The 25,959-nt window shown below is 65.2% G+C and carries 20 protein-coding genes and 2 pseudogenes; 8 read left to right on the top strand and 14 right to left on the bottom strand.

Going from position 1 to position 25,959, the window contains the following annotated elements; all coding sequences use genetic code 11:
* Positions 1–43: 43 nt before the first annotated feature.
* The 8 genes from NPA30_RS08205 to NPA30_RS08170 are packed head-to-tail and all read left to right on the top strand — an operon-like array spanning position 44 to position 13,386.
* On the top strand, positions 44–451 hold the full coding sequence (locus NPA30_RS08205; protein ID WP_256802130.1) for a very short patch repair endonuclease: 408 nt from the start codon (positions 44–46) through the stop codon (positions 449–451).
* 5 nt (positions 452–456) lie between these two features.
* On the top strand, positions 457–1,935 hold the full coding sequence (locus tag NPA30_RS08200; protein ID WP_256802128.1) for a DNA cytosine methyltransferase: 1,479 nt from the start codon (positions 457–459) through the stop codon (positions 1,933–1,935).
* A 45-nt stretch (positions 1,936–1,980) separates the two neighbouring features.
* Positions 1,981–3,465 carry an ATP-binding protein gene (locus NPA30_RS08195; protein ID WP_256802127.1) on the top strand — a complete coding sequence of 495 codons (1,485 nt, stop codon included), beginning with the start codon at positions 1,981–1,983 and terminating at the stop codon, positions 3,463–3,465.
* Positions 3,466–3,494: 29 nt separating this feature from the next.
* Complete coding sequence (locus NPA30_RS08190) at positions 3,495–6,215, top strand: Z1 domain-containing protein (protein ID WP_256802126.1); 2,721 nt, start codon at positions 3,495–3,497, stop codon at positions 6,213–6,215.
* Positions 6,212–7,189, top strand: a complete 978-nt coding sequence (locus NPA30_RS08185) for a PD-(D/E)XK motif protein (protein ID WP_256802124.1) — start codon at positions 6,212–6,214, stop codon at positions 7,187–7,189. Before NPA30_RS08190 ends, NPA30_RS08185 begins: the two co-directional genes overlap by 4 nt.
* Positions 7,186–9,264 (top strand): AIPR family protein, encoded by a 2,079-nt coding sequence (locus tag NPA30_RS08180; protein ID WP_256802123.1) that lies wholly within the window; start codon positions 7,186–7,188, stop codon positions 9,262–9,264. The genes NPA30_RS08185 and NPA30_RS08180 overlap by 4 nt, the downstream gene beginning before the upstream one ends.
* Before the next feature lie 16 nt (positions 9,265–9,280).
* Positions 9,281–10,114, top strand: a complete 834-nt coding sequence (locus NPA30_RS08175) for a hypothetical protein (RefSeq protein ID WP_256802122.1) — start codon at positions 9,281–9,283, stop codon at positions 10,112–10,114.
* On the top strand, positions 10,111–13,386 hold the full coding sequence (locus NPA30_RS08170; protein WP_256802121.1) for a hypothetical protein: 3,276 nt from the start codon (positions 10,111–10,113) through the stop codon (positions 13,384–13,386). The genes NPA30_RS08175 and NPA30_RS08170 overlap by 4 nt, the downstream gene beginning before the upstream one ends.
* 461 nt (positions 13,387–13,847) lie before the next feature.
* Here the strand turns inward: NPA30_RS08170 and NPA30_RS08165 are convergent.
* The 14 genes and pseudogenes from NPA30_RS08165 to NPA30_RS08105 all read right to left on the bottom strand — a co-directional run bounded on the left by NPA30_RS08165 (position 13,848) and on the right by NPA30_RS08105 (position 25,956).
* A pseudogene (locus tag NPA30_RS08165) lies at positions 13,848–14,750 on the bottom strand (nucleotidyl transferase AbiEii/AbiGii toxin family protein).
* A gap of 127 nt (positions 14,751–14,877) precedes the next feature.
* A complete protein-coding gene (locus NPA30_RS08160; protein ID WP_256802120.1) occupies positions 14,878–15,471 on the bottom strand; it encodes a DUF6088 family protein in 594 nt (197 codons plus the stop codon).
* Positions 15,472–15,584: 113 nt separating this feature from the next.
* Positions 15,585–16,945 (bottom strand): annotated as a pseudogene (locus NPA30_RS08155) (tyrosine-type recombinase/integrase).
* A complete protein-coding gene (locus tag NPA30_RS19605; RefSeq protein WP_372338770.1) occupies positions 16,938–17,561 on the bottom strand; it encodes a zinc ribbon domain-containing protein in 624 nt (207 codons plus the stop codon). The pseudogene NPA30_RS08155 and the gene NPA30_RS19605 overlap by 8 nt, the downstream one beginning before the upstream one ends.
* Positions 17,562–17,888: 327 nt before the next feature.
* Positions 17,889–18,233: a HigA family addiction module antitoxin gene (locus NPA30_RS08150; protein WP_372338769.1), complete on the bottom strand. Its 345-nt coding sequence runs from the start codon at positions 18,231–18,233 to the stop codon at positions 17,889–17,891.
* On the bottom strand, positions 18,208–18,489 hold the full coding sequence (locus tag NPA30_RS08145; protein ID WP_256802116.1) for a type II toxin-antitoxin system RelE/ParE family toxin: 282 nt from the start codon (positions 18,487–18,489) through the stop codon (positions 18,208–18,210). Before NPA30_RS08145 ends, NPA30_RS08150 begins: the two co-directional genes overlap by 26 nt.
* A 143-nt stretch (positions 18,490–18,632) precedes the next feature.
* On the bottom strand, positions 18,633–19,331 hold the full coding sequence (locus NPA30_RS08140) for a hypothetical protein (RefSeq protein WP_256802111.1): 699 nt from the start codon (positions 19,329–19,331) through the stop codon (positions 18,633–18,635).
* 8 nt (positions 19,332–19,339) lie between these two features.
* Positions 19,340–20,650 (bottom strand): TRAP transporter large permease, encoded by a 1,311-nt coding sequence (locus tag NPA30_RS08135; RefSeq protein WP_256802110.1) that lies wholly within the window; start codon positions 20,648–20,650, stop codon positions 19,340–19,342.
* A gap of 3 nt (positions 20,651–20,653) precedes the next feature.
* The gene (locus tag NPA30_RS08130; RefSeq protein ID WP_256802108.1) at positions 20,654–21,166 is read right to left on the bottom strand and encodes a TRAP transporter small permease; all 513 of its coding nucleotides are present in this window, start codon (positions 21,164–21,166) and stop codon (positions 20,654–20,656) included.
* A gap of 69 nt (positions 21,167–21,235) precedes the next feature.
* The gene (gene dctP / locus NPA30_RS08125; RefSeq protein WP_256802106.1) at positions 21,236–22,219 is read right to left on the bottom strand and encodes a TRAP transporter substrate-binding protein DctP; all 984 of its coding nucleotides are present in this window, start codon (positions 22,217–22,219) and stop codon (positions 21,236–21,238) included.
* 73 nt (positions 22,220–22,292) lie between these two features.
* Entirely contained in the window at positions 22,293–23,150 is an 858-nt protein-coding gene (locus tag NPA30_RS08120; protein ID WP_256802104.1) for an ATP-binding cassette domain-containing protein, read from the bottom strand.
* Complete coding sequence (locus tag NPA30_RS08115) at positions 23,143–24,027, bottom strand: ABC transporter ATP-binding protein (RefSeq protein WP_256802103.1); 885 nt, start codon at positions 24,025–24,027, stop codon at positions 23,143–23,145. The genes NPA30_RS08120 and NPA30_RS08115 overlap by 8 nt, the downstream gene beginning before the upstream one ends.
* Complete coding sequence (locus NPA30_RS08110; protein ID WP_372338768.1) at positions 24,024–24,944, bottom strand: ABC transporter permease; 921 nt, start codon at positions 24,942–24,944, stop codon at positions 24,024–24,026. Before NPA30_RS08110 ends, NPA30_RS08115 begins: the two co-directional genes overlap by 4 nt.
* On the bottom strand, positions 24,937–25,956 hold the full coding sequence (locus NPA30_RS08105) for an ABC transporter permease (protein WP_372338767.1): 1,020 nt from the start codon (positions 25,954–25,956) through the stop codon (positions 24,937–24,939). Before NPA30_RS08105 ends, NPA30_RS08110 begins: the two co-directional genes overlap by 8 nt.
* Between the last annotated feature and the right edge of the window lie 3 nt (positions 25,957–25,959).

The raw sequence follows: 25,959 nt of genomic DNA, 5'->3' as shown, positions 1-25,959 counted from the left end.
GCGCGGTGTGGCTATTGAAAACCGGAACAATAAAGGAACGCCTATGGACATTCTGACCAGCGCGCAGCGTTCCGCGCACATGGCGCGAATCCGTGGAAGCGACACGAAGCCAGAAATGGTGGTCCGACGCGCTGCGCACGCGCTTGGGCTGCGCTTTCGGTTGCATCGTCGAGACCTGCCCGGCTCGCCCGATTTGGTATTTCCGAGCCGTCGCCGCGTCCTATTCGTTCATGGCTGCTACTGGCACCGTCATCCGGGCTGCCGCCTTGCGTACTCGCCAAAATCGAACGTCGATTTCTGGCAGGCTAAGTTCGATCGCAACGTCGCTCGTGATGCGGATGCGCTTGCCGACCTGCAGGCGGCGGGGTGGAAGGCCGATATCATCTGGGAGTGTGAAACCCGGCGACCCGAGATTGTCTCCGTTCGCCTCCGGGCGCTGCTGGGCGAGTAGGCGGCGTGACGGGCCCCCGCCTCGCCAAGATCGCCCGGATCACGACCGGCTCCCGGCTGCGCGTTCTCGAACTCTGTTCCGGCTGCGGCGGCATGTCTTTGGGGCTGCAGTCCGCCGGCCTTGAGATGCTCGGCCATGTCGAGCAGGACAGCACGGCGGCAGCCAGTTACGCACTGAACTTCCGCGCGCCCGATGGGGTATCGGCTGATGTCTGGCGCGGTGCCCGCGACATGGAGAAGCACGGTCCAGACGATCTAGCATCCGAACTGGGCATACCCAGCATCGCTGACGGGTTTGACGTCCTCGCGGCCGGGCTGCCCTGTCAGGCATTCGCCCGCATCGGCCGGTCCAAGCTTCGCTCTCTCACCGGCGACGACGATGCCTACCGCAATGATCCGCGGGCAAAGCTGTATCGGCGGTTTCTCGAATATGTCGCGGCGGTCCAGCCAATCGCGATCGTCATTGAGAACGTCCCGGACATCCTCAACTTCGGTGGCCACAACATCCCCGAAGAGATTTGCGAAACGCTCGACGCCCTGGGCTACAGCTGCAGCTACACTCTGCTCAACGCCGCCTTCTACGGCGTGCCGCAGATGCGTGAGCGGCTCTTCCTGGTCGCCTATGACAAGGGTCTCGGCCTCACGCCAAGCTTTCCGGCCCCCAGCCACGCGGCAGATCTGCCTTCCGGCTATGAAGCAGCGCGCACCGTCGCGTTGAAATTCATCCCCGAGACTGGATCGCATTTTAGTCCGATCCCCGTGCCAGCGGATGGTCTGCCTGGCGCCGTGTCGGTCAAGGCCGCCCTGTCGGACCTGCCGTTCATCTCCGAGCATTGGCGCAAGCCCATCGAAATGCGACGGCGCAAGGTGGCCGACAGGCTCGCCTATCGGGAGTTCACCGGCCTGAGCGCCTACGCAAAGCTGATGCGGGGCTGGAAGAGCTATGAGACCGGCGGCGATGTCGATGGCCATGTCGTGCGCCTGACGCCGCGTGACTTTCCCATCTTCCGCCGCATGGCGGTCGGCGACGACTATCCGCGCGCGCTGCGCATCGCCGAGGAAATGTTCACGGTGCGGCTTGCTGAGCTGACGCCGCGGCCGACGGAAGAAAGCGACGACTGGAAGGCCGTGCGAAAAGCGTGCGTTCCGCCCTATGATCCCGGCAAGTTCCCGAACAAATGGTGGAAGCTTGATCCGACGTCGCCGTCACGGACGCTGACGGCGCATCTTGGGAAGGACAGCTATTCCCATATTCACTGGGACAGCCGGCAGCAGCGGATGATTTCAGTCCGGGAGGCCGCCCGGCTCCAGTCCTTTCCTGACGGCTTCAAATTCTCCGGTGCCATGAACGCAGCCTTCAGGCAGATCGGCAATGCCGTGCCGCCGCTGCTGGCCAAGGCTGTCGGCGAGCATCTGCGGAGCGAGATCACCGGCGCGGCCACAAGCAGAATGAAGCTCGACCGGGCTCGCAGGAGGGCAGCCTGAGCCGGAGACGACAGAATCATCGGGGGAGACCAGGGGGCGCATGAGGTGGAGACACTAGACATTGCGCCGACGGCATCGGCGCTTCTGAAATCTCTCCGCGGGCTTGGCTATACGCCCGAGACCGCGCTGGCCGATCTCATCGACAACAGCATCACCGCTGGCGCGAAGACCATCGCGCTCAGCATCGACTGGAATGAGGGTGACCCGCGCATCGCCGTCCGCGATGATGGCCGGGGCATGTCCCTCAATCAGCTCACCGACGCTATGCGCTTTGGCGGCGAGGGTCCCGATGCGCCGCGCGTCGCGGATGATCTCGGCCGATTTGGCCTCGGTCTCAAGACCGCGGCCCTGTCGCAGTGCCGGCGGATGACCGTCGCGAGCGCCCAGGGCTCCGGGTGCGCCTGCCTGAGCTGGGACATCGCCGTCGTCAGCGAAACCCGAAAATGGACAGCGCTGGTCGATGCCGACATTCCAATCTTCGAGCATGTGCAGCCGATCGGGCCAAGCGATGTCGGAACCATGGTGGTGCTCGAAGCGATGGACGAGCTGGGCGGCCTGTTCGGTCTCGACAGCGAACGCTTCTACGCCCGTCTTGCGGACATCCGCGCGCATTTCGCGATGGTCTTTCACCGCTTCATCTCGGGCGACGCCCGGCGTGTCCGGATTTCGATCAATGGCCGCGACGTGGCGGCATGGGATCCGATGCTGCGGACACATACCGCGACGCGGATGCTGGGGTCTGGTCAGATCGGCACGGGGCCACAGGCGATCCGGGCCACATCCTATGTCCTGCCACACCGCGACATGTTTGCGAACGATCAGGAGTTTCAGGCGGCGGGCGGTCCGGGTGGATGGGCCGAGCGTCAGGGCTTCTACGTCTATCGCGGCGACCGTCTTGTCGTCGCTGGAAGCTGGCTCGGCCTCGGCGAGCGGCGCGAATGGACCAAGGATGAAAGCAGCCGCCTTGCCCGCATCGCGATCGACCTGCCGACCGCCTGCGATCCGGCATGGCGGATCGACGTGATCAAGGCGCGTGCCCGCCCTCCCGCCGCCCTGCGGTCCCGTCTCGTCAGAACCGGGATTGAATGCCGCGACCGGGCCAGGGAAGTATTTGCCTGGCGCGGCGGACAGGTCAGGCCGAGATCGGACACCCGCCAGGCATCACCGCTCTGGCAGGAAGAGCATGTCTCGGGTCGGCGGCGCTACCGGGTCGATAGAGACCATCCGGTCATCCAGGCTCTGTTTGAGCAGGGCAGCGAGACCACGCGGCTCGCGCGTGCCGCCATCAGCCTGATCGAAAGGACCGTTCCGATCGAGCGCATCTGGCTTGACGTGTCGGAGGATGTCGAAGTGCCGAGCGGCGGCGCGGATGGCGGCGCAGGCCTGATCGAAGACCTTATCACCGCCGTGCGCAGTTCGCGGTCGGACCTGCCCGCCAGCGAGATCCTCGACGGACTGCTGCGCGGGATGCGCATCGTCGATCCGGCGCTTCGCAAGACCGTCCTCGCGGCCGTGGGGGGCACCGAATGAGCCTGACCCCTCGGCAGACGATGCTCAACATGGCGCGTCAGCTTCTGACCTCTGCCGACGATCAGACCGCCGATCGCGCAGCGATCCGCGAAATGGTCGAAACAGTGCGGCCCATGGTCGAGCGGCGCACGGGGCATGTCTTCGCCGTGTCGGAAATCGAGGAGGCGATCCGCGACCTCGAAATGGCCTATGTGGTCCAGCAGGGACCGGCGATCGCGATCGTGGATCGCGACGTGCCTCCCGACTGGTATGTCGGCGACCTACGCCGGCCTGGTCCGTTCATGGCCCGCTATCTGCAGAAGCTCGCCGAGGATGGTTGGCCGGTCCGGTCCGTGGAGGAGCTGCGAGACAGCACAGCGCGCGTCGTCGAGCTGCTCGACAATCCCGCGCGCGAAGGCCCCTGGAACTGGCGCGGGCTGGTGGTCGGAGACGTGCAGTCGGGTAAGACCGCGCACTATGCCGGTGTGATCAACCGCTCCGTCGACGCCGGCTACCGGGTCGTGATCGTGCTCGCCGGGATGCACAACCTGCTGCGCCTCCAGACCCAGCAGCGCCTCGAACTCGACTTTCTCGGGTTCGATACCAGCCCTGAACGCCAGGAGCTCGGGCAGATGCGCGCCATCGGCGTCGGCATGATGCCGCCAACGCTGAATGTCGGCAGCCTCACGCTGGCGTCGTCGACCGGGGATTTCAGCGTCGCCTTCGCGCGTCAGGCCAACTTCGCGCCGCTCGACACGCCCTGTCTCTTCGTCGTGAAGAAGAACGCAACGATCCTGCGCAACCTCAACGCCTGGATCGGCAAGCTGCCGAGGGAGTTTCGTGCGGCCCCGCTGCTCCTGATCGACGATGAAGCCGACCAGGCGTCGATCGACACCAAGGACCAGCCTCTCCTCTCCGACGGCGCGTTCGATGAGGACTATGACCCCACGCGGATCAACGGCGAAATCCGCAAGCTGCTAAAGTCCTTCGCCCGCTCCGCTTATGTCGCCTACACCGCGACGCCCTTCGCCAACATTCTCATCCATGACGAACGCGGCGCGGCGAACTATGGCGCGGACCTCTTCCCGTCGACGTTCATCTTCTCCCTGACTCCGCCCGATGACTATTTTGGACCGGCCGCCGTGTTCGGGACGACCTCCGATGGCCCCGGCGGCGGCCTTCCGGTCATTCGCCACGTGCCGCGCGATGAAGAAGCCTGGGTCCCCGAGGTCCATGACAAGACCCTGCGCCCGCGCTTCGAGTTTCAGGACGAACTGCCGCCGTCACTCCGGGAGGCCGTCCGCGCCTTTCTCATCGGGTGCGCGGTGCGGACCGCACGCGGCCGCCCGACAGCGCATAATTCGATGCTCATCCACGTTTCGCGCTTCGTGGACGTCCACGACCGCATCCACGCTCAGGTCGAACGCTATCTCGATGATGTCCGCGCCCGCATCTCGGGGCGGGATGCCGGCACGCTTGCGGATCTGAAAGCGCTCTGGGACAGCGATTTTGTGCCGACCCGCGACGCGATCGGCGGCACCGTCTTCGATCGTGGCATCACCGACATCACATGGAACGACGTGCTCGCCATCCTCGCCGACAGCAGCGACCGCATCCAGGTGGTCGTCTCCAACGGGCGCACCAAGGCCGGCCTCGACTATGACCGGTATCGCGAGACCGGTCTGTCGGTGATTGCAATCGGGGGCGACAAGCTGTCGCGCGGCCTGACGCTCGAAGGGCTGATCGTCAGCTACTTCCTGCGCGTCTCAAAGCAGTATGACAGCCTGCTCCAGATGGGTCGCTGGTTCGGCTACCGTCGCGGCTTTGCCGACATCTGTCGGCTCTACACGACAGCCGACATGGAAGTCTGGTTCCGTCATGTCGCGACCGCCAGCCAGGATCTGCGCGCCGAACTCGCGCGCATGCGGATCATGCTGCAGACCCCGAAGGATTACGGGCTGCGGGTCGAAGCCCACAGCATCATGGGCGTCACGGCTGCAAACAAGCGCCGCCACGCGGTCGAACGGCGGACAGGTTTCGCCGGCGAAGGCAAGGTGCAGACGGTCATGCACACTGCGCGCCGTCCACTCGAACATAATGCCGGCGTGACTGATCAGTTTCTCGAGCTGCTGGGTGCGCCTGAGATCAATCCGTCGCGACCGGGCGGCACCGGCCGCGCCGCGGGTCTGCTCTGGCGTGGCGTCGAAGGACGGCATGTCGCCGATTATCTCGGATCGCTCGATTATCCGCCGGAGAATGTCGAGATCGAGGCTGCCGCGCTGGCAGGCTATGTCCGTGATCAGATCGAACATGCCGAACTGACGAACTGGACCGTCTTCGTCGCGACCGGCGAGGGGCGTCCGGCCGATCTCGGGGGCCGCCCGATCGCAAGCGTCATCCGCCGGCCGCTGGCCAAGCAGCGCGAAGCTGGTCGCTACGTGGTCAAGTCGATCCTGAACCCGCCGGACGAAGCCATCGATCTCTGCGATGCCGAATATGCCGAGGCGATGCGACGAACGTCCGAAGCCCGCGCTCTGGCGGGCGATCCTCCGCCCGATCGCCCTTCCGGCGTCGATATCCGCGGCGTCCGCGGTCGCCGGCCAGAAGACGGATTGCTGATCCTCTACCCGCTCGACCCGAAGACGGACGACTTCGTCGAATGGCCGGGCGCCATCATTGGCACAGTCATCAGCTTTCCGGAGAGCGCGACCGCGAACCGGCGCATCTATGTCGAAAATACGGTGCTGCAGAAGGAGCGAGCTCGCCAATGACCAGCCCCGGTCAGCTCGACGATCTCTGGCGGCGCCTTGCCTCCGCCGGCACCAGCCAGCGTCAGTATCGCAGCCTGCGCGCGCCAGACGCTGGCGCGCTCGATGTTCATGTCGCGGTGCGCACGCTTGATGGCGCGCGCTGCCTGCTGTTCGACATGCCCGTTGCGGGGAATGACGATGCCGGCTTCGAGACCGGCGGTCTGCGCCTGACGCGGGTGCCCGTGGATGACAGCATCGCCTTCGCACTGCTGCTTGAGGATGCCGCGCGCAGCGACCTGTTCACGACGATATGCGCTGACGTGATCACCTTCGCCGATGCCGACGAGCCAGACCGCGCGCTCCGCCTCGTGATGGAACGGCTCGAGGCCTGGCGCCAGTTCCTGCGATCACTCTCTGGCGGGATGAGCCGCCAGGAGACGATAGGACTGATCGGCGAACTGCACGTTCTCGCGGAGGTTCTCGTCCGGGACACTGCTCTTCTGCCGGCTTGGCGCGCGCCCGAAGGCGGGCTTCATGACTTTGAGAATGCAGGCCATGCGATCGAGGTGAAGACGACCCTCGGCCCTGGATGGCGCGTGACCATATCGACCATCGAACAGCTCGATCCTGCTGGCCTCGCCCAGCTTGACCTCATCCATGTGCGGTTGTTCGAGACGCCGGCGGGCAGTTCGCTCGACGAGCTGATCGACCGCATTGCGGCTCTGCTATCCGACGACGGCGACCGGCGAGCGTTTTCGAACGCGCTTCTTCAGCGCGGGCTTGCCCCTGACGATCGGGCAGCGCGCAGCGGTCTGCGTACCGCCCTGCAGCAGATGACGCGCTATGCCATCGACGAAGACTTTCCCCGCATGGGCCGGGCGGACATCGCAGGCGCCATTGTCGATCTGCAATATGTAATCGACCTCGCCCAGCTTCAGGGCGCGGCCGGCCCCGCGGCGATGACACTGGACGGTTTCGGAGGCGGAGGCGGATGAGCGAACCACGTGACCTGTTTGCTCAGGAACTGGCCAACGATGTCGAGGAGGCGGTCGCCAGCCCCGACGCCTTCACCCCCTATTCCGGGGTGATGTTCACGCATCTCGTTCTGGAACGGCTGGAGGAAGCGGGACGCATCGAGGGTGCCTTCGATCTGTTTCAGGAGGGATATTCGGGTCGCGCCAGCTACCGGATCGATGGCTATGGCATCGATGAAGAGCGCGGCTCGCTCGAACTTTTCACGACGATCCACACTGGGGAGCTGCCGCCGCGCCGCCTGACGCCGGCCGAAGTGCGAACAGCCTACGAGCGCGCCCTGCGCTTCGCCAGGGCTTCAGTCGATGGCTTGGCGGACAAGCTTGAGCCGTCCAACACCGACGCCAGCGACCTCGCCCGGCGGATCGAGCGCGAGGCCTCCCGGATCACGGCGATCCGGCTGACCCTCCTGACAGACGCCATCGCACCGGCGGCGCTTCCTGCTGACGACAGCTGGTCGGGCAGGCTGATCGAGCACGACGCCTTTGACATGGATCGCCTGCACCGCGTCCTTGGCGAAGGTGAGACGCGATCGGACATCAGCGTCGATCTGCGCCAGATGACCGGCGGCGCCCTGCCATGTCTTCACCTCAAGCCTGAGAGCGGCGGGTATCAGGCCTATCTCGCGGTCGTGCCCGGGGATCTGCTCTCCCGCATCTATCATCGCTACGGTGTGCGGCTGCTCGAACTCAACGTTCGCGCCTTCCTCGGCATCCAGGGCAGGAAGAGCGTCAACGCCGAACTTCGCCGCACCATCGTCGACCAGCCCTCGATGTTTCTGGCCTTCAACAACGGCATCGTCGCCACGGTCGACGACATCGTGCTCGAGAAGGATGCGCTCGGACGCGACATGATCGCGGAGCTGCGAGGCCTCCAGATCGTGAATGGGGGGCAGACGACCGCATCGCTGCACCGGGCACGCTTCAAGGAGAGCATCAGGCTGGATGCCGTCGAGGTGCCAATTAAGATCATTCACGTCACCGATGGCGATCTGGCCACCATGGTCGGTTCGGTGTCTCGCGCAGCCAATCGGCAGAATACCGTGCAGCAGGCCGATTTTTCGGCGAACGACCCCTTCCATCAGGCGGTCGAGGAGCTTGCCAACAACAGCTGGCTCGACACTGGCAAAGGGCGCTGGTTCTACGAGCGCGCCCGCGGGTCCTATCTGGCCGCCGAACAGAAGGCATCCTATCGCGCGTCGGACACGCAGAGCTTCCGGCTGCATACCCCCAAGACCCGGCGGCTCAGCAAACTCGACCTCGCCCGCTATCTGAACGCCTGGGGCGGCCTACCTTACCGGGTCTGCCTCGGAGGCCAGAAGAACTTCCAGCATTTCATGCAGAAAATGAAGGAAACCCCGCCGTCTGCGCCGGACGATGCGTGGTTTCGCCGGCTCATCGCCATCGGGCTCATTTTCCGCGCCGCCGAACGAATCGTTCGCCAGATGGGATTCCAGGCCTTCCGGGCACAGATTGCCGCCTATCTGGTCGCCGCGCTCGCGCAGCGCACCGGCGGCCGGCTCGATTTCGAGGCGATCTGGAAGCGGCAGGCCATTTCTAGCGAACTCGAACAGCTGCTGCGGGCCTGGGCTCCCGAAATCGACCGCCTGCTGCGCACCACGGCGGGCCAGCGCAATCCTGGCGAGTGGTTCAAGAAGGAGGATTGCTGGAAGGAGCTGCGCGATCAGCTGCCGCCGCTCTCCGATCCACTGCCACCGGAGGTCGCCAGCGCCGGTGCCCTGACGCTCGGTGATGGAAGCGCCGATGCGCCCGCAGCCCAGCTTTCGGTCGAGGACTTCAACCGCATCACTCGGTGCATGGAGATCGATGCGAGCGACTGGCTCCGCGCGGCGGAGATCGGGCAGAATCGCCGCCTCCTCCACCGCACGTCGGTCGGCATCTGCCGGACGCTGGCAGGTTACGCCGCAGGCGGCTGGGAAAAGCGGCCATCGCCCAAGCAGGCGCGCTATGGCCTGGAGGCGCTGGCGACCATGGAGGCTTCCGGCGCTCTGGAAGTCGAAGCGGAGCCCGAGGCATGACGGCGGGGCGCCACAGATGAGCAAGGCGCCTCAGAAGATGCGGCGGCGCAAGGGCCTGCCGCCGCAGCGCCAACTGCGGCCTCGTGCCAGTCGCGGCGCTCTCCCGGAAAAGCTGCCGCTGGTGCATGTCACGGCGACCGGGTTCGCGCGAGAAATCGTCGAGAGCGGTCAGTTCGAGGTGCGCCGCTGCAAGGTGTTCAACCGCGACTTGGTCTATTTCTTCGTGATGAGGCCCGCCTATCGCCAGAAGGGCGGCGATGCCAAATCCGAGAAGATCAACCGGTTTCCATTCGTCTTCATCGTGTCGCCAGATGCAGTGGCGCCGTTCCATGTCTATCCGTTTGACACCGGCGGCGCCGATGCCGGCGTTTTCGCCGATCAGGCGGACGAATTCGTGTGTCTGGAGGATTTCGAGCTGGACACCAGCCATGCGGCTGCTGCCGGCCAGATCGGCTGGGCATTTGGCACGCTCCACGACTATTTTGACGGAAGCCTGCGCAACGACCTCGTCGCCGATGTCCCCGCGCATGAGACGGTCACGCTAGGCTATCACGCAATTGCCGGGATGGCCCGCTCTGGCAGTAATCAGCCGGACAAGCGCGCGTCGGCCATCGAGATCGCCACGTCCCGGAACGTGCCGCTGAAGGACAATGTCCTGCTGGCGGTCATCCCGCGCCAGTATCTGGATGACAACGGCACGGAGAACACGGCCTTCATCAACCAGCTGAAGGCGCTGAAGATCGAATGGCGGACTTATGAATGGGCACCCAACATGGTGCCCAACGAACTGCAGGAGGATATTGCCAGGATCGTCCGCCGCTACTTCGCCGACACCGGGCTGCTGATATGATGGACGAAGACATTCCGGAGCTGCTGCTGGCCGGCTTCGTGCCGCTGCGCGCCCAGGGCCTTGCTCTTCCATGCTATGCCTCCGGGCCGCTCTCGAACGCGTGGTACTGCGCGGTCTGCTCGATCGATGGCGATCACACCGGCACGGTAATCGGGTTCGAACCCTTCGAGTCCGACGACATCATCCGGCTGCCTGCCGCCGCCGCCCGCACCGTCTCCATCGGTGATCCGTGGCATGACGTGCTGCTGTGGAAGGAAGAGTTCTACGTCGGCACGCCGGCGATCATCATCGCCCAGCTGGGCGAGACGGCGGCGGAGCTGGCGGCAGAAGCGCCGCTGACGCTGCTCGATCTCGCCATGGCAGGCGAGGGGCTTGATCGTGCGGCGCTGGCGGCGACCGCCTACGCCCATGTCCGCGCCCAGTGGGGCGAAGCCGAAGCAGACCGCTGGCAGTCCGATGGGTTTGCGCGGCAGCAGCTCATGCTCGAAGCCCGTCGGCTGCTTGCAGCCGCCGGCGCAGAGGGTGCCGGCGTCGTCCGGGGGATCGAGGTCGAACGCACCGGTTCCGGGCTTATGGCAGACATTCCGGCGGCACTTGTCCAGCTGCTCCAGGAGCATGGCATCTTCCCCCGCTTCGCCGCGCGTGTGGCCACTCTGGCGCAGGAGACCCATCTTCCTCTCGCACCGGTCCCCGAACCGGGCGGCCCGGCCGCCGAGCGTGACCCAGTATCGGATGACGCTGCAGATGCCGCAGAGCCGCTCGCTGATGAGGCGCCCGGTCCTTCCAGCTCAGCCGATGCGCGGGCGGCGAACGTGCTGGTGCTGGCATCGGGTGCCCGGGCACGACTGCTGCTGCGCCACATCCAGCGACCTGATTGGCAGCCTCACTGGGAGGATGCGCCGCGCCCGCGGCGCGGTCGCCAATCGTCAGGCCGGCTCGATCCAGATTTCGCGCGCGTCGATGTGGTGGATGACCTGAACGGCCTTCCTGATCTCAGCCCTTACGAGGTCATCATCTGGCTGGTCGATGACGAGGCCTTCCTGAACGATCAGGGTCGTGTCACGGGCGCGCAGCTCCAGGCCGCGCTGGGACATGGCGCCATGCCGTTGTGCATCATCGCACCCATGCTGCCGGCCCAGCAGCCGCCGGCGATCCTTGCCGACCGGTCAGCGGCCTCCGACTTGCCGCTGTTCGACACCATTCTCGACACGGCGGTGGTTCGGTCGCCCTTCTGGCCCGGCAATTCACGGCGCTCGATCGATCGTCGAGTTGCGGACCTAGTGTCTGCCACCGCGCTGCTTGCCGCGCCCCGTTCGCCGCTCCACGCGTGGCTGACTGAGGATCGGCCCCGCTACGAACCGCTGCTCCTATCCATAGCCTCCGGCATCCGACAGAGCCGGGATTCATCTGGACTGTTCTCCGAGGTATCCTCGGCCGGGGTCTTCGCGGAAGGCCGGCGACGCCGCGAAGTCGAAGAATTTACCTGGAGCGAGATCCCGCGCGGCGGTGAAAGGTCGAAGGAGCTGCAGGGCATGGCGGTCGTGCGCCGCCACCAACCCGATTTCCAGCCCTTTGCCGAGGCCGTGACGAAGCATATGCCCTCGTCGAGGCCCCTGCAGCGCGACAGCAAGCTTCTCGGCGAAGTGCCCGATCCCATCGCGAACGCTCTCATCTATCCTTACCTCGCTGCAGCTTTCCGAGCCGAATCGAAGCGGGGTGACAGAATCTGCGTCGTCGCCGCCGAGGCACCCGGACTGAAGGCCTTGCGCGCAGCCGCGAAGATTGGCTGGTCGGTGATCCGCTATTCCGACGAGGAAAGTCTGCGCTCGCTGGCCTCTGACCGCCGCAGACGGACCGCCGACCTGCCCGCAGACATTGCGATGCCCGATCTCAATCGGCTCGGGCGCAACCGCGGGCTGGCGATCAGAGGAGTCGATCCACGCGATGTCGTGCGCATGCCGATCCACGTTCTGGAGGATTGGCGCAAGCGCTTCAGTGGATCGGATCTCGTGGCCTCGTTTCGATGGTATCGCAGTATAATCAACCGTTATGATGATCCCCCGGAGGCGGCGGGCGTTGCAGCGGTTCCGGCCGAGCTCTTTTTTCAAGGCGAGATGCAGAACGAACCCGCAGCTACCTTTTTGCGCGATCATGCCGATGTCGTCGCCGCGGGCGTGCGCGCGAAGCGGACGGCTGATCTCAGGGCGTCCTGGTCGGAACCTGCCAAGGGCGCCGCGAGGTTCATGTTCGAAGATGGAAAGCTGCCTGTCCACTTCGGGCCTGTCGACCATCATGAGGTCGCTGCACAGAAGTTCTTCACGATCGACGGTGATGCGAGCGTGCCGCTGCTCTTCTCCTCGCGCCTCTTTCGCGTGTGGGCGCGCGCGACGTTGACCCGTTCGCCGAGCTGGTCATCGCGCTTCTCAATCACCCGGACCTACGAGACATTTCCGCTGCCCGATCAGTTCATGGTCCTGAACGACGGCGAAGGCGATCGCGCGAGTCTGCGCGCCAGCCCGAGGTCGAAGTCGCTTTCCGCGCTGCTGAAGAATTACGATCCGGACATGCTGCGTATGGAATATTCGCAGGTAGGACGGACATCTGATCTTGCGAGCGATCGACGCGATTATTTCAGCGAGGTGGAAGCCAGCCTGCTCGACATGATCGGTCTCCCGCCGGATGTTTCTGATCTCGATCTTCTGGAACGCTTGGTCGACATGAACCGAAATGCTGGAGCCGATGACTACCGGGCTGGCGAGGGATTTTCGGACCGCTGGCTGTCCGATCGACCGCGAGCGGACACCGAAACCTGGGACGTGGTCGTCGAAGGTCCCAATGATGAGATCGGCCTGCGCGGTATCATCGAACGGCTTAGCTCGCATCGCACCGATCAGATCCGCATTTGGTCGGCCGGCGGGAGCAGCAGCATTCCCAGCATGCTGCGCAACCTCCGCGACGCCGGCCATGAAAATCTCGCTGTGCTGCTGGACCGCGAGGACGCATCGCAGCGCCTGATCGATGAAGTGCGGATGCTGATCGATGATCGCGGCGGCTATCTCGTGCTGATCTCCCCGAACATGGAAGATTGGCTCGAAGCCTGCTGCCCGACAGATTACGCCCTGGCCATGCCAGCGACCGGCGTCCGCGCCAAGGCGATGCGACGTTTTTCCGGGCATGCAAATCTCGATGAAGTCCTCACGTCCAATGAGGAATTCGCCAAGTGGGTTGGCGACGCACTCGGCGTGACGCTGGAAAAGCTACCCCCATCCTGAACTCAGGAGTGAGCGCGCTCAGATGCCGTGTGCAGGGCGATGAATGTCGGGCAGCTTTTGGTTAGCCAGATTTGTTGTTCGAATGGCGGCTATGTCGGCGGCCGCCGACATCAGCTTGCGTCGGGTCAGGAGCCAAGCCGCCCTTGCGGAACCGATCAGCACCCATCGAACAATCAGCGGCGCCGCAGCCAGGCGCGTCGGCAATTGGCGCGCAGAGGCAGTTCTGGCGTAGTGCAAACAGCGACTTATATTCGTTATGTTTATCCAGGGCGGGCGCCAAATACCGCCGATTGCCACCGTCTTCTACGCAGGGACCGCAGCAGCAACGGCTGACCAAATCGCCGGGCACTCGACGTGGTAGTGGCGGGGCCCCGAACGAAGTCGATCAGGTCGTAGATGAGGCATAGGTTTATCGATCGAAATTGAACTGATATTCGTCTTCCCCAGCAGACAGCCTTGAGCTAGCTGTTGATCGTTTCTTCAAGCGCGGCAATTTTCGCAAGTATGTCGTCGAATGACGGCGGCGTCTGGTCAAACGTCATCGGCGCCATAGCCCGATAGTCGGCTCGGAGGTCTTTAACCCGTGCGTCGTTGGGCATCAGCCGGAGCGCGCCTGGCCGAGCCGTTTCGTAGCTGGCCCAGCCCGAACGGAAGAAAGTGGCTTTGTGATGCGCCACCTGCGCCAGCAGACTGAGATCGGCGATGGCGGCTTGACCCTCGTCCGTGTCGAGGAGCATGGCGAGGTCGTAGTAATGCCGGGAGAACTACGGCGGCGTAGGTGACTCAGTAGGGCGATGCGCTTCCGCATGGAGCGCGGTCGCCTTCTCCCAAAAGGTCCGCCGCGCTGAAAGCACTGTGACACTGGTTTCGGGATCGGCGAAGAAGTCCGGATAGTCGTCGGCCGCGTAGGGACGGATGACTTTCTCCTCGGTCGGCCAGGGATCGCCGCGTGCGCCCAGCTCGAATTTTACCCGCGGGGTGATGTAGGCCATGCCTTCGTATTCGGCGGCAGGCAGCGCGGTCGGATAGTGGAAGTTGACGGTTTGGGCGTCGCTCGCGTCTATCTCCAGCGACCACTCGCCGTGGGTTGGCTCGCCGAGTTGTTCCACGATCGCGGCGCGCAGCGCCGGGAGAAGTTTCCCGGCGATGTGCCGCTCGACGTCGCCGACCAGGTCGTCGATAAGTCGAGCCGCCTGCTTCCTGCTGATCCCCTCCTTCTCGGGGTCGCGCTCGCCGGTGTATCCGAGTTCGGCCCGGTCGAATGATAGGTCGATGTCCTCGGAGAACCGGCGGATGGCGTTGAACGCCTTGGAGAGCGATGTGCCGCCCTTAAAGACGAGGGTTGCCGTGGTGCCCTTCGGCATGCCGAACAGGCGTTTCAGGCTCCAGCAGACCCAGAAGTCCTTTTCGATGATCGTGTCGGCGACGCCTCGGCCGGCGCCGGTCTCCCCGAAGAGAGCTGCGCGATCGGCGCTGGGAAGGCGGGCGACATCATCCATCGATATTGGCCATCGATGCGTTGGCGATCGAGACGAGCGTTGGCCTCATCCAGGCAGGCGCTTGAAGGGCGGTTGAGGCCAATGTCTTCTTGTCGTTGGCCGACAGCTGGCGCGCCGCAACCTGCGCGACGTCAGCCGCCCGAACGGGGCCGACATGGCGAAGGGCCTGAACCACCGTGCCGGCGGGGCTACCCGGCGCGATCAGATGCTTGGGCGAAGCGTGGCGAAGATCCACGACGCGCTTTCCCAGCACGACGCGCCGCGAGGGACCATCGGTGAGATAGGTGCTTTGGGCCGGGACCTGCGTCGAAAGACCGAGCGCGTTCGCTGCCCGCGCGCCGGCGATCTGCACCTGGGAGCCGGTCTCCCTAGCAAGCGCATGTGCTACATCGTCCGGCGCGGGCGACAGTGGCCCGAGCGTCGGATGCAGCTTTGGAAAGTCGTAGAGCCCGCGCGCAAGCCGACGGAGCTGTCCGCCCTTTACCAGCCGCGAAAGGGCCTGATCAACCGAGGATCGAGTGGCGACAGAGAGGAAGTCGCTGGGCGTGAAGACACTGCCGCGTCCGCTAGCGCGAACGCGTTTCATGACCCGATCCGGAACTGAGGCGCTTACCGTCTTCATATGTCAGAAAATAAGGTATGTTTTTCTGACATGCAAGTAGCGGCTTGCCTAGGTTGGCAGCGCCGCCACCTTGTCTGCTATGCAGCGGCGCGTTGCTGCTCGTTTGCCGCCTCAGCGGCATCCGGCGCCGAGGCTTTTTGAAGGAAGCGAGCGAGTGCAGCGCGGCGAGAGTCGCGGTCCACGGCGTAGGCCGTTTGCTTGAACTCGATGCCGTCGAGCAAGCCCTGGATGTAACCGGCGATCGTGTCGGCGGCCATGATAAGCGCTGTATCGAGCGTGTGTATGTAGTTGCTGGTGACTGAGCCCTTTGAGTGACCAACCAGAGCAGCGATCGTCACCTCTGTGAAGCCGAGATCGTTTGCAATGCTGGCAAAGCTGTGCCGCAAGACATGGGGTGTGATGTCGGCCAGCGGCGTATCTCTGAATATCTGCTCCCAGTGGTTCGGAAGGCTTCCGAACGCGTTGTCGTCTCCGTGTCCGGGAAACACGTACGTGCCTGTGCGAGCTTTCCGACTTGCTTCGAGGTATTCGACGACAGGGAGTCCGATCGGGCGGATGGAGCTTCCCTCCTTACTGTCGACCAGACGCAAGCAACTCGCGCTCGTGTCCGCCTCCGCCCACGCGAGCGTCACCATCTCAGTCCGCCGGCATCCGGTGAGCGCTAGCTGGCGTATGATTTCAACTGATAGCTCGTATTTCTCTGTCTTGGCTGCCTTATCCAATATCTCGCCGAGCAACCGATACTCTGCTTCGGTCAGACGCCGCGCCCGGACGTTGTCCTTCGGCCGCCTGACACCGTGCGCCGGATTCTGATCGATGATGCCAGCCTCGACTGCGTAGGTCAGTATTCCGCCAAAGAGCCCTATCGTGCGCGTCGCTGTCCCCGCTCCACCACGCACGATGGCACGACCGCGAAGCTTCTTCGTCTTGACGCTGCAACGAGTCTTGCCAGCCATGATGTCCTTCAGGGCCTTGGTGATATCCGCCTTCACCAGATCCTTGACCCTGCGCGTACCAAGCAAGGGAATGATGTGACGCTCGATGCGCCCCGTGTCGGAGAGGATGGTGCTGGCTTTCTTGGGGCGACCTCCCTTGCCGAGGATGAGGCCGGCTTTCAGATCAGCAACGTAGAGCTCACACAGCTCCTTGACGGTGATCGCCTTGCTGTCGAGCTGCTTCTCTTCGGCCGGATCTTCGCCCTGCGCGATCCGTCCCAACTGCACCTTTGCCTCCTGGCGCGCGCGCTCAGGTGTCCAGACTCCGTGCAATCCGATTGTGAAGCGCCGTGACCGCTTACCGAGCCGATACTGGATCACGTAGCTGCGCTTGCCGGACGCGAACACGCGGAGGCCGAAGCCGGGCAGTTCGTCGTCCATATGACGTAATCTTTGGTGCGACTTTCTGCGGCGTCTACGACGCGTTTTGTGAGCTTAGACATGGGCTTCCTCCGACCCTACTGCTTCCTCTCGCGTAAGCACCACGTAAGCACGCGGGCGAAAACTGTGGCGAACAGAAGAGTAAGTTCGGCGGAGGCCGAATGCAAATTGTTTAGGTTTTACAGTAGGATAGGCGGTCATTGGCGGCTCCGTGCGCTTTTTGGCGGAGCCAGCGATATTCCCTCCGAAGGCAGAGGTCACAGGTTCGAATCCTGTCGGGTGCGCCAATCCTTTTCTGTCAGCACCTTTGAACAGCGTCTCGGGCGGCTGGATCGAGCGGAGCATCGCTTCGAACTCGCCTTGCAGATCCTCGCGCTCGATGGACTTGCCATAGCTGCTGCAGCCGCGCTTGTGGCAGAGGTCGTACCGATAGCGGGCATGGGAGCCCGCCGACCAGCATCCCGTGAGCGGCGTGTCGCACTCCGCGCAGACGACGAACCCGCGCAGCGGAAAGTCCTGGTTGAGGTTATGGCGCTCCAGCGCAGGTTGATGCCGTTGATCCGGTCCTGCACGCGGTACCAGGTTTCGTATGACACCAGTGGCGGAGCCGGGAGATGAGATATGGGGAGCGGAGTATCCTCGCCATCCTGTAATCGAGCTCGTGCCACTTGCCGGCATCAATTCCGACCGCAGCGAGCGATAGTTCGGCCCTCACGGTCTAGTGCGGCCAGTGAAAGAGCGAGATTTTCGTTTTCCTGACCCGATCCGCCCACCCATCGCTGGCAGCCTGCGCATCGAACCAGAAGGCACCCGAGCCAGCGAGCATTGCCGTCAGCCTATCCGCGAGGTCCACGCTCACCGGGGATGAGGCCATCAACAACGGCGGTCCCTATCCCTATTCTAGCGACGAGCTCTTCACGCCCCATCGCCAGCGATTCAAGGTATTCGGCGCTCAGCAGTTCACGTACCGTGGTGGGCTGGCGGGTGTCAGTCCTCAGCGATGGATCACGCTGCTCGCGGCTCGATCTCCTGATAGTGCCCGGAGCGCCGAGCCTCCATCAGGTCATAGGCGTTCTGCAGGCGCAGCCAGAAGCCCTCCGACGTGCCGAAGTAGCGGGACAGGCGCAGGTCGGTGTCCGCAGTGATGGAACGGCGCCCGCGGACCAGCTCACCGATACGCGTAGCCGGCACACCAATGGCTGTGGCCAGCGCGTTCTTGGTCAGCCCCATGGGCTCCAGATAGTCCTCACGCAGGATCTCGCCCGGGTGCACGTTGGGCAGCCAGTCCTGGGTAATCCCTTCGCTCAAGTCTGCCTCCTCAAGGTCAGTGGTAATCGACGATCTCGACATCGTAAGCGTGGCCGGCGTCCCATCGGAAGCAGATGCGCCACTGGTCGTTGATGCGAATGCTGTGCTGGCCCGCGCGGTTGCCCTGGAGCGCCTCCAGCCGATTGCCGGGAGGGGTGCGCAGGTCGTCCAGCGCCGCTGCGGCATCCAGCTGTCGCAGCTTCTTCAGCGCCGTGCGTTGGATGCCGTCGGGGAGCTTTCGAGCCGCCCGGCCGCTGGCGATCGTCTCGGTCTCTTTGTCGTTGAAGCTGACGATCATCCGATCGGCACGCCGTGAAGGTGTCAGAACACCATAACGCAAGACGGCATATAACGCAATGCGTCATTGCCGGTGGATAGCTTGGCAGCGGAACCGGCTTATCGCAGCGCATAGCGAGGCTGACGTCATCCATGCTCGCGTGCTTAGCGCGCGGGCATGACCTCCTCGGTGGCGACCGGGTAGTGGAAGTTTCCTCCCTCATAGGGCGGAAACTCACCGAAGTCGGCCCGCATCTCATGGCGCACCGGCGAGTGCAGCGCGGCCTCGAGGGCGCCCGCGCTGTCGAACAGGATGCGGTTGCGCTGCAGGTGGTGGACCCGGCGCCACGGCATCGCGTCGATCCAGTCGATCCGGGTCAGGATCTCGAGCTCCCGCACTGCCGGAAAGCGCCGCATGATCGGCGGATGATGGTGGATGTAGTGGGAGAGCCAGGCATTGGTGTCGGCCGCCGGCCCGGGATAATGGACAACGTAGCTGCAGGCTTGCGGGGACAGCGGCGCCGGCTCGGGCACCGCGAAGCGGCGGACCAGCATCGCCTGCTGCGTCGCCTCGGCGCCTGCAAGGCTCTGGAGGGTGCCCGGCGCGGCGAGCGCCCGGAGCGGGCCGTCCGTGCCGACCGCGGCTTCGAGCGTCTCGATCTCGGTGAAGTACAGCTGGAAGCCGAAGACCGGCGAGTGGCCGTCGTCATTGTAGAGGTCGGAGGCGGTCTGCGGCGTGTAGAGCCGCGCGCTCACGAGGCCCGGGACGCTCTGCAGCACCGAGCGGACAGCCGTCCGATCGCCGTCAGAGACGCGCGCGGCGGGATCGTCGGCCGTGAAGAACACGATGTAGGAGAGGGTCATCGAAGGCCTCACAACAGCTGCGGCAGGAACAGCGCGATCTGCGGGAAGATGATGATCAGCACGATCAGGAGCAGCGTGCACAGGATGAACGGGGCGGCGGCAAGCGCGACGGTCTTCAGGCTTGTGCCCGGAGGCGCGACGCCGATCATGACGAAGAGCAGGAGGCCGAAGGGCGGCGTGGTGAAGCCGACCTCGTAGGCGAGCAGCAGGATCAGCGCGAACCAGACGAGATCGAAGCCGAAATGGTTGGCGATCGGCAGGAAGATCGGCAGGGTTATCAGCATCATCGACACCTGGTCCATGAACATGCCGAGGATCAGGATCACCAGCACCATCAGGAACAGGAAGGTGTAGGGTCCGGGGTCGAAGCCGGTGACGTAGTCGATGAAGCCGTTCGATGCGCCCGAGAACGCGAAGACCTGACTGAATGTCGTCGAGGCCGAGATGATGAGGAAGGTCATGGCGGTGACCTTCATCGCGTCGTCGAGCGCCGCCCAGACCGATTCCAGGGAGAAGCGCCCATAGGCGATCAGGAGGCCGAACACCCCGGCACAGCCAAGCGCGGCCGATTCCGTCGGCGTGGCGATGCCGAGCAGGATGGTGCCGACGACGAGGAAGATGATCACGCCCATCGGCACGACGTTGATCGCGATGGCTTTCAGCTTTTTGCCGAGCGAGATCTGCTCGACCGGGTAGAGCGGCGCGCAGTCCGGGTCGAGCAGGGTCTGCACGTAGATCAGGCCGGCGAAGATCAGGCAGAGGAGGAGGCCCGGCAGGGCGCCGGCGATCAGCAGCGCGCCGACGTTGATGTTGGCGAGCGAGCCGAGGAGGACGCCGAGCGAGGAGGGCGGAATGATGACCGCGAGGCTGCCGGCGCCGAGGATCGGCCCGTAGGCCATCTTCGGCTTGTAGCCGCGCTTCAGCATCTCCGGGACCATCAGCGACCCCATCATGCCGGTGTTGGCGAGACTGGAGCCGGACAGCGCCGAGAACACCGCGCCGGCGGCGAGCACCACGTAGGAGAGGCGCGCCCTGAGATTGCCGATGCACAGGTCCAGCGCGTGCATCACGCCATCGCCGAGGCCGGAGCGGAAGAACAGGCTGCCCATGATCAGGAACAGCGGCAGCGGCGCCAGCGAGTAGGTGGCGATCGCGTCCGAGAAGTTCGAGATCATCTGGGAGACGCCGGCCGAGCCGCCGAAGAACAGGAAGAGGCCGACGATGTTGGTGATGAAGAAGGCGAAGGCGACCGGGAGCCCGACGCCCATGAAGAACAGGATCAGCCCCACCATCAGGGCGAAGGGAAACAGCCAGTCCATCGCTCAGAGGCCTTCCCGGTCGAGAACGTCGATGTCGTAGAGGCTGTCACGGCCGACGAGGTAGCGGGTCCACTCGAGCGCCGAGAGAAAGAAGCCGAGGGAGATCGGCAGGAAGATCAGCCATTTCGGCATGTCGAAGGTCTTGGTCTCGTAGGCCCCGGTCCCCACGGCGTCGAGGAAGGCGGCGAAGGCGTACCAGGTGAGGTAGAGGCAGAGGCCGATGCAGACCGCATAGACCAGCTTTTCGAGGACAAGGCGGCCGGGACCGGGAAGCGCACGGCGCAGGAACTCGACGAAGACGTGGCCCTTGATCCGCACCAGCCAGGGCATCGGCAGGAAGGCCGAGTAGAGCAGGCCATACTCGGTCGCCGAGACGCCCCAGGAGATCGGCCGGTAGTTGAGGTTGCGCAGAACGACGTCTGAGATCACCTCGACGACGATCGCCGCGAGGATCAGTTTGACCAGCGCGGCGAGCGCAAGGCTCAGCCAGCCGACCAGCTTGAAGAAGGTATCCATCCGGCAGTCGGGCTCCAATCGTCGACCGGCGTCCGATCGGGCGCCGGTCGACGTCCGCCAAGCGGGGTGTCAGTTCTGGAAGAGCTTGCGCAGCTCGGGCACGTTCGTCGGATCGCGCGCTTCCATGCGGTCCCAGCTCGCCTTGGCGGCCTTGGCGAGGAAGTCGTCGCGGCCCTGGTCCTTCAGCTCGAAGACCGTCTGGCCCTCGTCCTCCATCACCTTCGCCTGACGGGCATTCTCGGCCTCGATCGCTTCCATGCTCTCCTGTTCGTACTTCAGCGACACGTCGGTGAGGATCTTCTGCGCTTCAGGCGAGAGGCTGTCCCACTTGTCCTTGTTCATCGAGATCAGCACGTCTGTCTGGAAGAAGGTCGGCTCGACGCGCCACTTGGTGAACTTGTCCCAGCCGAAGGACTTGTAGCCGAACACCGGGTAGGCGTTGGCGTTGATCACGCCGCGCTCCAGCGCGGTGTAGACTTCGCCCGGAGGCATCACGATCACCGTCATGCCGAGCGACTCGAAGAACTGGCGGTAGAGCGGCGAGGAACGGATCTTCAGCCCGGCCCATTCGACGCCGCCGTCGGCACTGCGCTTCGGCTCGTCGACGGTGAAGATGCTGAAGCCGGTTCCCGCATCGACATGGGCGAGGAGATGGGCGTTGCCCTTCTCGCCGTAGATCTTCTGCATCAGGTCCCAGCCGCCGTTCTTGCGGATTTCGTCGGGCGTCTTGGTGGACGCGGAGAAGACCTCGCCTTCCGGCACGAGCTCGAGATATTGGCCGGCGGGATTGTCGATCACGTCGATGAGCCCGTTCTTCTGGGCGAGACCGAGCTGCAGCGGCGGGATCACCTCGGGGCCGCCGCGCACCTTGATCTGCACGACGCCCTTGCCGGCCTCGTTCACCTCGTCGACGAACTTCAGGAAGCTCTGGGCGTAGGAATTCTGTGCCGGGGTGAAGTGGGCCGCGTTGAGGGTGACCTCCGCAGCGCGGCTGCCGCCCGCCGTCAGGGCGAGCATCCCGCAGGCGAGGGCAAATCTGACAACTGTTCGCATGAGCGTGGTCCTTCCATGTGTCGATAGGGGTGGGGCGTTCGGGCGGCGTTCGCCCAGGCGTTTCGGCGAGGGTTCACCGGACGATCGCCGTCGAAGCGGGTGGGACGGCGCCGCGCGTCAGCCAGCCTGGATCGGGGGCCGGGGACGGAATGGCGTCGAGGAGCTGGCGCGTGTAGGGCGTCGCCGGTTGCGCAAAGAGCGTTGCGCAGGCGCCCTCCTCGACGATCCGCCCGGCGCGCATGACGACCACCCGGTCGCACAGGTTGCGGATCACGGAAAGGTCGTGGCTGATGAAGGCGAGGGCGAGACGCCGGTCGCGGGCAAGGGTCTTGAGAAGCGTCAGGACCTGGGCCTGCGTGGAGACGTCGAGACCGGAGACGATCTCGTCGGCGAGCACGAACTCCGGTCGCGTCGCGATGGCCCGGGCGATGCCGACGCGCTGGCGCTGGCCGCCCGAGAGTTCGTGCGGGAAGCGGTCGAGCAGCGCCGGCTCGAGGCCGACCTCTTCGAGCGCGGCGACGAGCGCGTCCTCGCGGCCACGCGCCGCGCCCGGTGCGAGATCGAGCCCGGCACCGACGATGGTGCGGATCCGATGGCGCGGATTGAGCGAGGACTGCGGGTCCTGGAAGACCATCTGCATGCGACGCCGGAAGGGACGCAGCTCCGCCTCGCTGGCGTGCGTGATGTCCGTCCCGTCGAAGGCGAGCCGGCCGCCGGTCGGCCGGTAGAGCCGAAGCAGGGTGCGCCCGAGCGAGGACTTTCCGGAGCCGGACTCGCCGACGATCCCGACGATTTCCCCCCGCCGCACGGTGAGCGAGACCGGATGCAGGATCCTGGCGAGCGGGCGCGGGCCGAGCCCCCTGCGGGCGGTCATGTCCGGCAGCTCGAGCGCGAGGTCCTTCGCCTCGATGAGGGCGGGCGCCTCAGCCATGGGCGGCGGGCCCCATCCCGTAACACGCCACCTCGGTCGCCAGCGCCGCCGTGACGGCGGGCGGGATCGGCGTCGTCCCGCTGCCCGCCTGGTCGTGCCGCGGCGTCGCCGCGAGCAGCGCCCGTGTGTAGGCATGCGCGGGCGAAGCGAGGATCGTGGCGGTCTCGCCCTGCTCGACGACCATGCCGCCGTAGAGCACCGTCAGCCGGTCGCAGATCTGCGCCACGACGCCGAGGTCATGGGTGACGAAGACGACGCCGGTGCCGTGCGCCGCCTGCATCCGCCGGATCAGACGCAGCACCTCCTTCTGGACGGTCACGTCGAGCGCGGTCGTCGGCTCGTCGGCGAGGATCAGCTTCGGATCGAGCGAGAAGGCGGCGGCGATCAGGATGCGCTGGCGCATGCCGCCCGAAATCTCGTGCGGGTAGCGCTTCAGGACGGCCTCGGGCTCCGGGATCTGGACGTCGGCGAGAAGCTCGACGGCCCTGGCATGGAGCGCGGCCCCGCGCATCCCGCGCTTCAGTCTCAGCCCGTCCGTCAGCTGATCGCCGATGCGCCGCGACGGGTTCAACGCCGTCATCGGGTCCTGCGGGATCAGCGCGATCTCGTCGCCGAGAATGGCGTCGAGGCGCCGATGCGGCAGGCGCAGGAGGTCCTCGCCGGCAAAGTGGATGGCGCCGCCGCAGATCTCGATCGCCCTCGGCAGGATGCCGAGGACCGCCTTGCCGATGGTCGACTTGCCGGCGCCGCTCTCGCCGACGAGGCCGTGCACTTCGCCGGCCTTCACGTCGAGGCTGACCGAGCGCAGGAGCGGGCGCAGCAGCGGCTTGCGCAGGCGGGCCGACAGCCCGTCGATGGCGAGCAGCGGGTCGGTCATCGCCGCAGCACCGGGTCGGTGAGCCGGCGGATGCCGTCGCCGAGCTGGTTGAAGGCGAGCACGGTGGCGAAGAGAAGGACGAGCGGAAAGACCAGGACCCACCAGGCCTGGTAGATGATCTGCCGCCCCTCGGCGATCATCCCGCCCCAGGTCGGGGTGTCCGACGAGACCGAGAGGCCGACGAAGGAGAGCACCGCCTCGACGATGACAGCAATCCCCATTTCGAGACTGAGCAGCACGACGACCACCGGCAGGACGTTGGGGAGGATCTCCTTCAGGAGGATGCGCCAGCGGCCGGTGCCGAGCGTCACGGCGGCGTCGACATACTCCATCTTCGCCTGCTGCAGGGTCTCCGATCGGACCACGCGGCAGAACCGCGTCCAGTCGATGACGACGATGGCGAGGATGACGGAGGTGACGCCGGTGCCGATCACCGCGACGAGCAGGATCGACAGGAGCACCGGCGGAAACGCCATCCAGATGTCGATGACGCGGGAGATCGCCGCGTCGACCCAGCCGCCGAAATAGCCGGCGACGAGCCCGAGCGCCGTGCCGATTACCCCGGCGGCGAGCGCGGCGACGATGGCGACTGTGAAGGCCACCCGGCCGCCATAGATCAGTCGGGAGAGGACGTCGCGCCCGAGGCTGTCGGTGCCGAGGAGATAGCCGGGCTCGGCCTCGCTGTCCCAGGCGGGCGGCAGTGTGTTGAGCATCAGATCCTGCTCGAGCGGATCATGCGGCGCGACCGCCGGCGCGACGATCGCGGCGGCCAGAAGAAGAAGGAGGAAGCCCCCGGCGAGGAGCACCCGCGGTTCGCGCAGGAGCAAGGACAGGCCGGAGAGACGGCGGCGGGACGGCTTCCCGATCGCATGGGGGGCTATCGTCGCGGTGGGTTCCGCAAGCCGGTGCTCAACCATGGCGAAGCCTCGGGTTGAGCAGGCCGAAGCTCGCCTCGACGGCGAGGTTGATCAGGATGAAGATCAGCCCGAAGGTCAGGATCAGGCCCTGGATCAGCGGCAGGTCGCGGTTGATGACGGCGTCGATCGCTAGATTGCCGATGCCGGGATAGGCGAAGATGCGCTCGACGATGACCGTTCCGCCGAACATGAAGGTGAACTGGACGCCGGTCAGCGCGAGTGTCGGGACCAGCGCGTTGCGCAGCGTCTCCTCGAGCGTCACGCGCAGGCGCGACTTGCCGCGAATGCGGGCGAGAAGCGCGTAATCCTGGTGCGCCTCGGCCTCCAGGGCGCCCTTCAGGACCCGCAGGATCACCGCCGCGAGCGGCAGGGCGAGCGCCAGCGCCGGCATGATCATGTGGGCCAGGACGTCGAGCGCGATGTCGAAGTGCAGGCGCGCGAGGCTTTCCATGAGAATGAAGGACGTCGCGAAGTCGATCGAGAGCCGCGGGTCGACGCGGCCGGAGATCGGCAGGACGGGCAGGGCGACTCCGAAGAGGACGACGAACGCCAGCGCCCACACGAAGTCCGGAACGGCGAGAAGCACGCCGTTCGAATTGTCGATCGCCGATCCGACCAGGCGGCGGCGCGACAGCGTCGATAGGACCGCCGTGCCGATGCCGAGGATGAGCGCGATGACGAGGGCGAGCAGCGTCAGCTCGATCGTCGCCGGAAGCCGCGCGGCGATCAGGTGGACCACGTCCTGGCGCATCGAGATCGAGGTGCCGAAGTCGCCGGTGATCGCGTGGCCGAGCCAGATCAGGAACTGCACGGCAATGCTGCGGTCGAGGCCGTAGGACGCGCGCAGCTGCGCGATATCCGCCGCGCTGGCGCCCGGCGCGATCATCATCGCGATCGGATCGCCGGGCACGACTCGGAGCAGGACGAAGGAGATGACCGCGACGCCGAACAGCGTCACGGCGGCGAGCAGCAGCGAGCGCCAGGGCAGGACGGCGAGGGGCATCATGCGCATCGC

The organism is Mangrovibrevibacter kandeliae, from assembly GCF_024519155.1.
Taxonomy (GTDB): Bacteria; Pseudomonadota; Alphaproteobacteria; order Rhizobiales; family Rhizobiaceae; genus Mangrovibrevibacter; species Mangrovibrevibacter kandeliae.
This window is presented reverse-complemented; position numbering and strand designations above follow the sequence as displayed.

Excerpts from the sequence above, each read along its gene's own strand:
- NPA30_RS08205 (WP_256802130.1), top strand. The coding sequence starts at position 44 with ATGGACATTCTGACCAGCGCGCAGCGTTCCGCGCACATGGCGCGAATC.
- NPA30_RS08175 (WP_256802122.1), top strand. The coding sequence starts at position 9,281 with ATGAGCAAGGCGCCTCAGAAGATGCGGCGGCGCAAGGGCCTGCCGCCG.
- NPA30_RS08190 (WP_256802126.1), top strand. The coding sequence starts at position 3,495 with ATGGCGCGTCAGCTTCTGACCTCTGCCGACGATCAGACCGCCGATCGC.
- NPA30_RS08170 (WP_256802121.1), top strand. The coding sequence starts at position 10,111 with ATGATGGACGAAGACATTCCGGAGCTGCTGCTGGCCGGCTTCGTGCCG.
- NPA30_RS08180 (WP_256802123.1), top strand. The coding sequence starts at position 7,186 with ATGAGCGAACCACGTGACCTGTTTGCTCAGGAACTGGCCAACGATGTC.
- dctP (WP_256802106.1), bottom strand. The coding sequence starts at position 22,219 with ATGCGAACAGTTGTCAGATTTGCCCTCGCCTGCGGGATGCTCGCCCTG.
- NPA30_RS08115 (WP_256802103.1), bottom strand. The coding sequence starts at position 24,027 with ATGACCGACCCGCTGCTCGCCATCGACGGGCTGTCGGCCCGCCTGCGC.
- NPA30_RS08140 (WP_256802111.1), bottom strand. The coding sequence starts at position 19,331 with ATGACCCTCTCCTACATCGTGTTCTTCACGGCCGACGATCCCGCCGCG.
- NPA30_RS08110 (WP_372338768.1), bottom strand. The coding sequence starts at position 24,944 with ATGGTTGAGCACCGGCTTGCGGAACCCACCGCGACGATAGCCCCCCAT.
- NPA30_RS08135 (WP_256802110.1), bottom strand. The coding sequence starts at position 20,650 with ATGGACTGGCTGTTTCCCTTCGCCCTGATGGTGGGGCTGATCCTGTTC.
- NPA30_RS08185 (WP_256802124.1), top strand. The coding sequence starts at position 6,212 with ATGACCAGCCCCGGTCAGCTCGACGATCTCTGGCGGCGCCTTGCCTCC.
- NPA30_RS08150 (WP_372338769.1), bottom strand. The coding sequence starts at position 18,233 with ATGTCGAGATCGTCGATTACCACTGACCTTGAGGAGGCAGACTTGAGC.
- NPA30_RS08160 (WP_256802120.1), bottom strand. The coding sequence starts at position 15,471 with ATGAAACGCGTTCGCGCTAGCGGACGCGGCAGTGTCTTCACGCCCAGC.
- NPA30_RS08120 (WP_256802104.1), bottom strand. The coding sequence starts at position 23,150 with ATGGCTGAGGCGCCCGCCCTCATCGAGGCGAAGGACCTCGCGCTCGAG.
- NPA30_RS08145 (WP_256802116.1), bottom strand. The coding sequence starts at position 18,489 with ATGATCGTCAGCTTCAACGACAAAGAGACCGAGACGATCGCCAGCGGC.
- NPA30_RS08130 (WP_256802108.1), bottom strand. The coding sequence starts at position 21,166 with ATGGATACCTTCTTCAAGCTGGTCGGCTGGCTGAGCCTTGCGCTCGCC.
- NPA30_RS19605 (WP_372338770.1), bottom strand. The coding sequence starts at position 17,561 with ATGCCGGCAAGTGGCACGAGCTCGATTACAGGATGGCGAGGATACTCC.
- NPA30_RS08105 (WP_372338767.1), bottom strand. The coding sequence starts at position 25,956 with ATGCGCATGATGCCCCTCGCCGTCCTGCCCTGGCGCTCGCTGCTGCTC.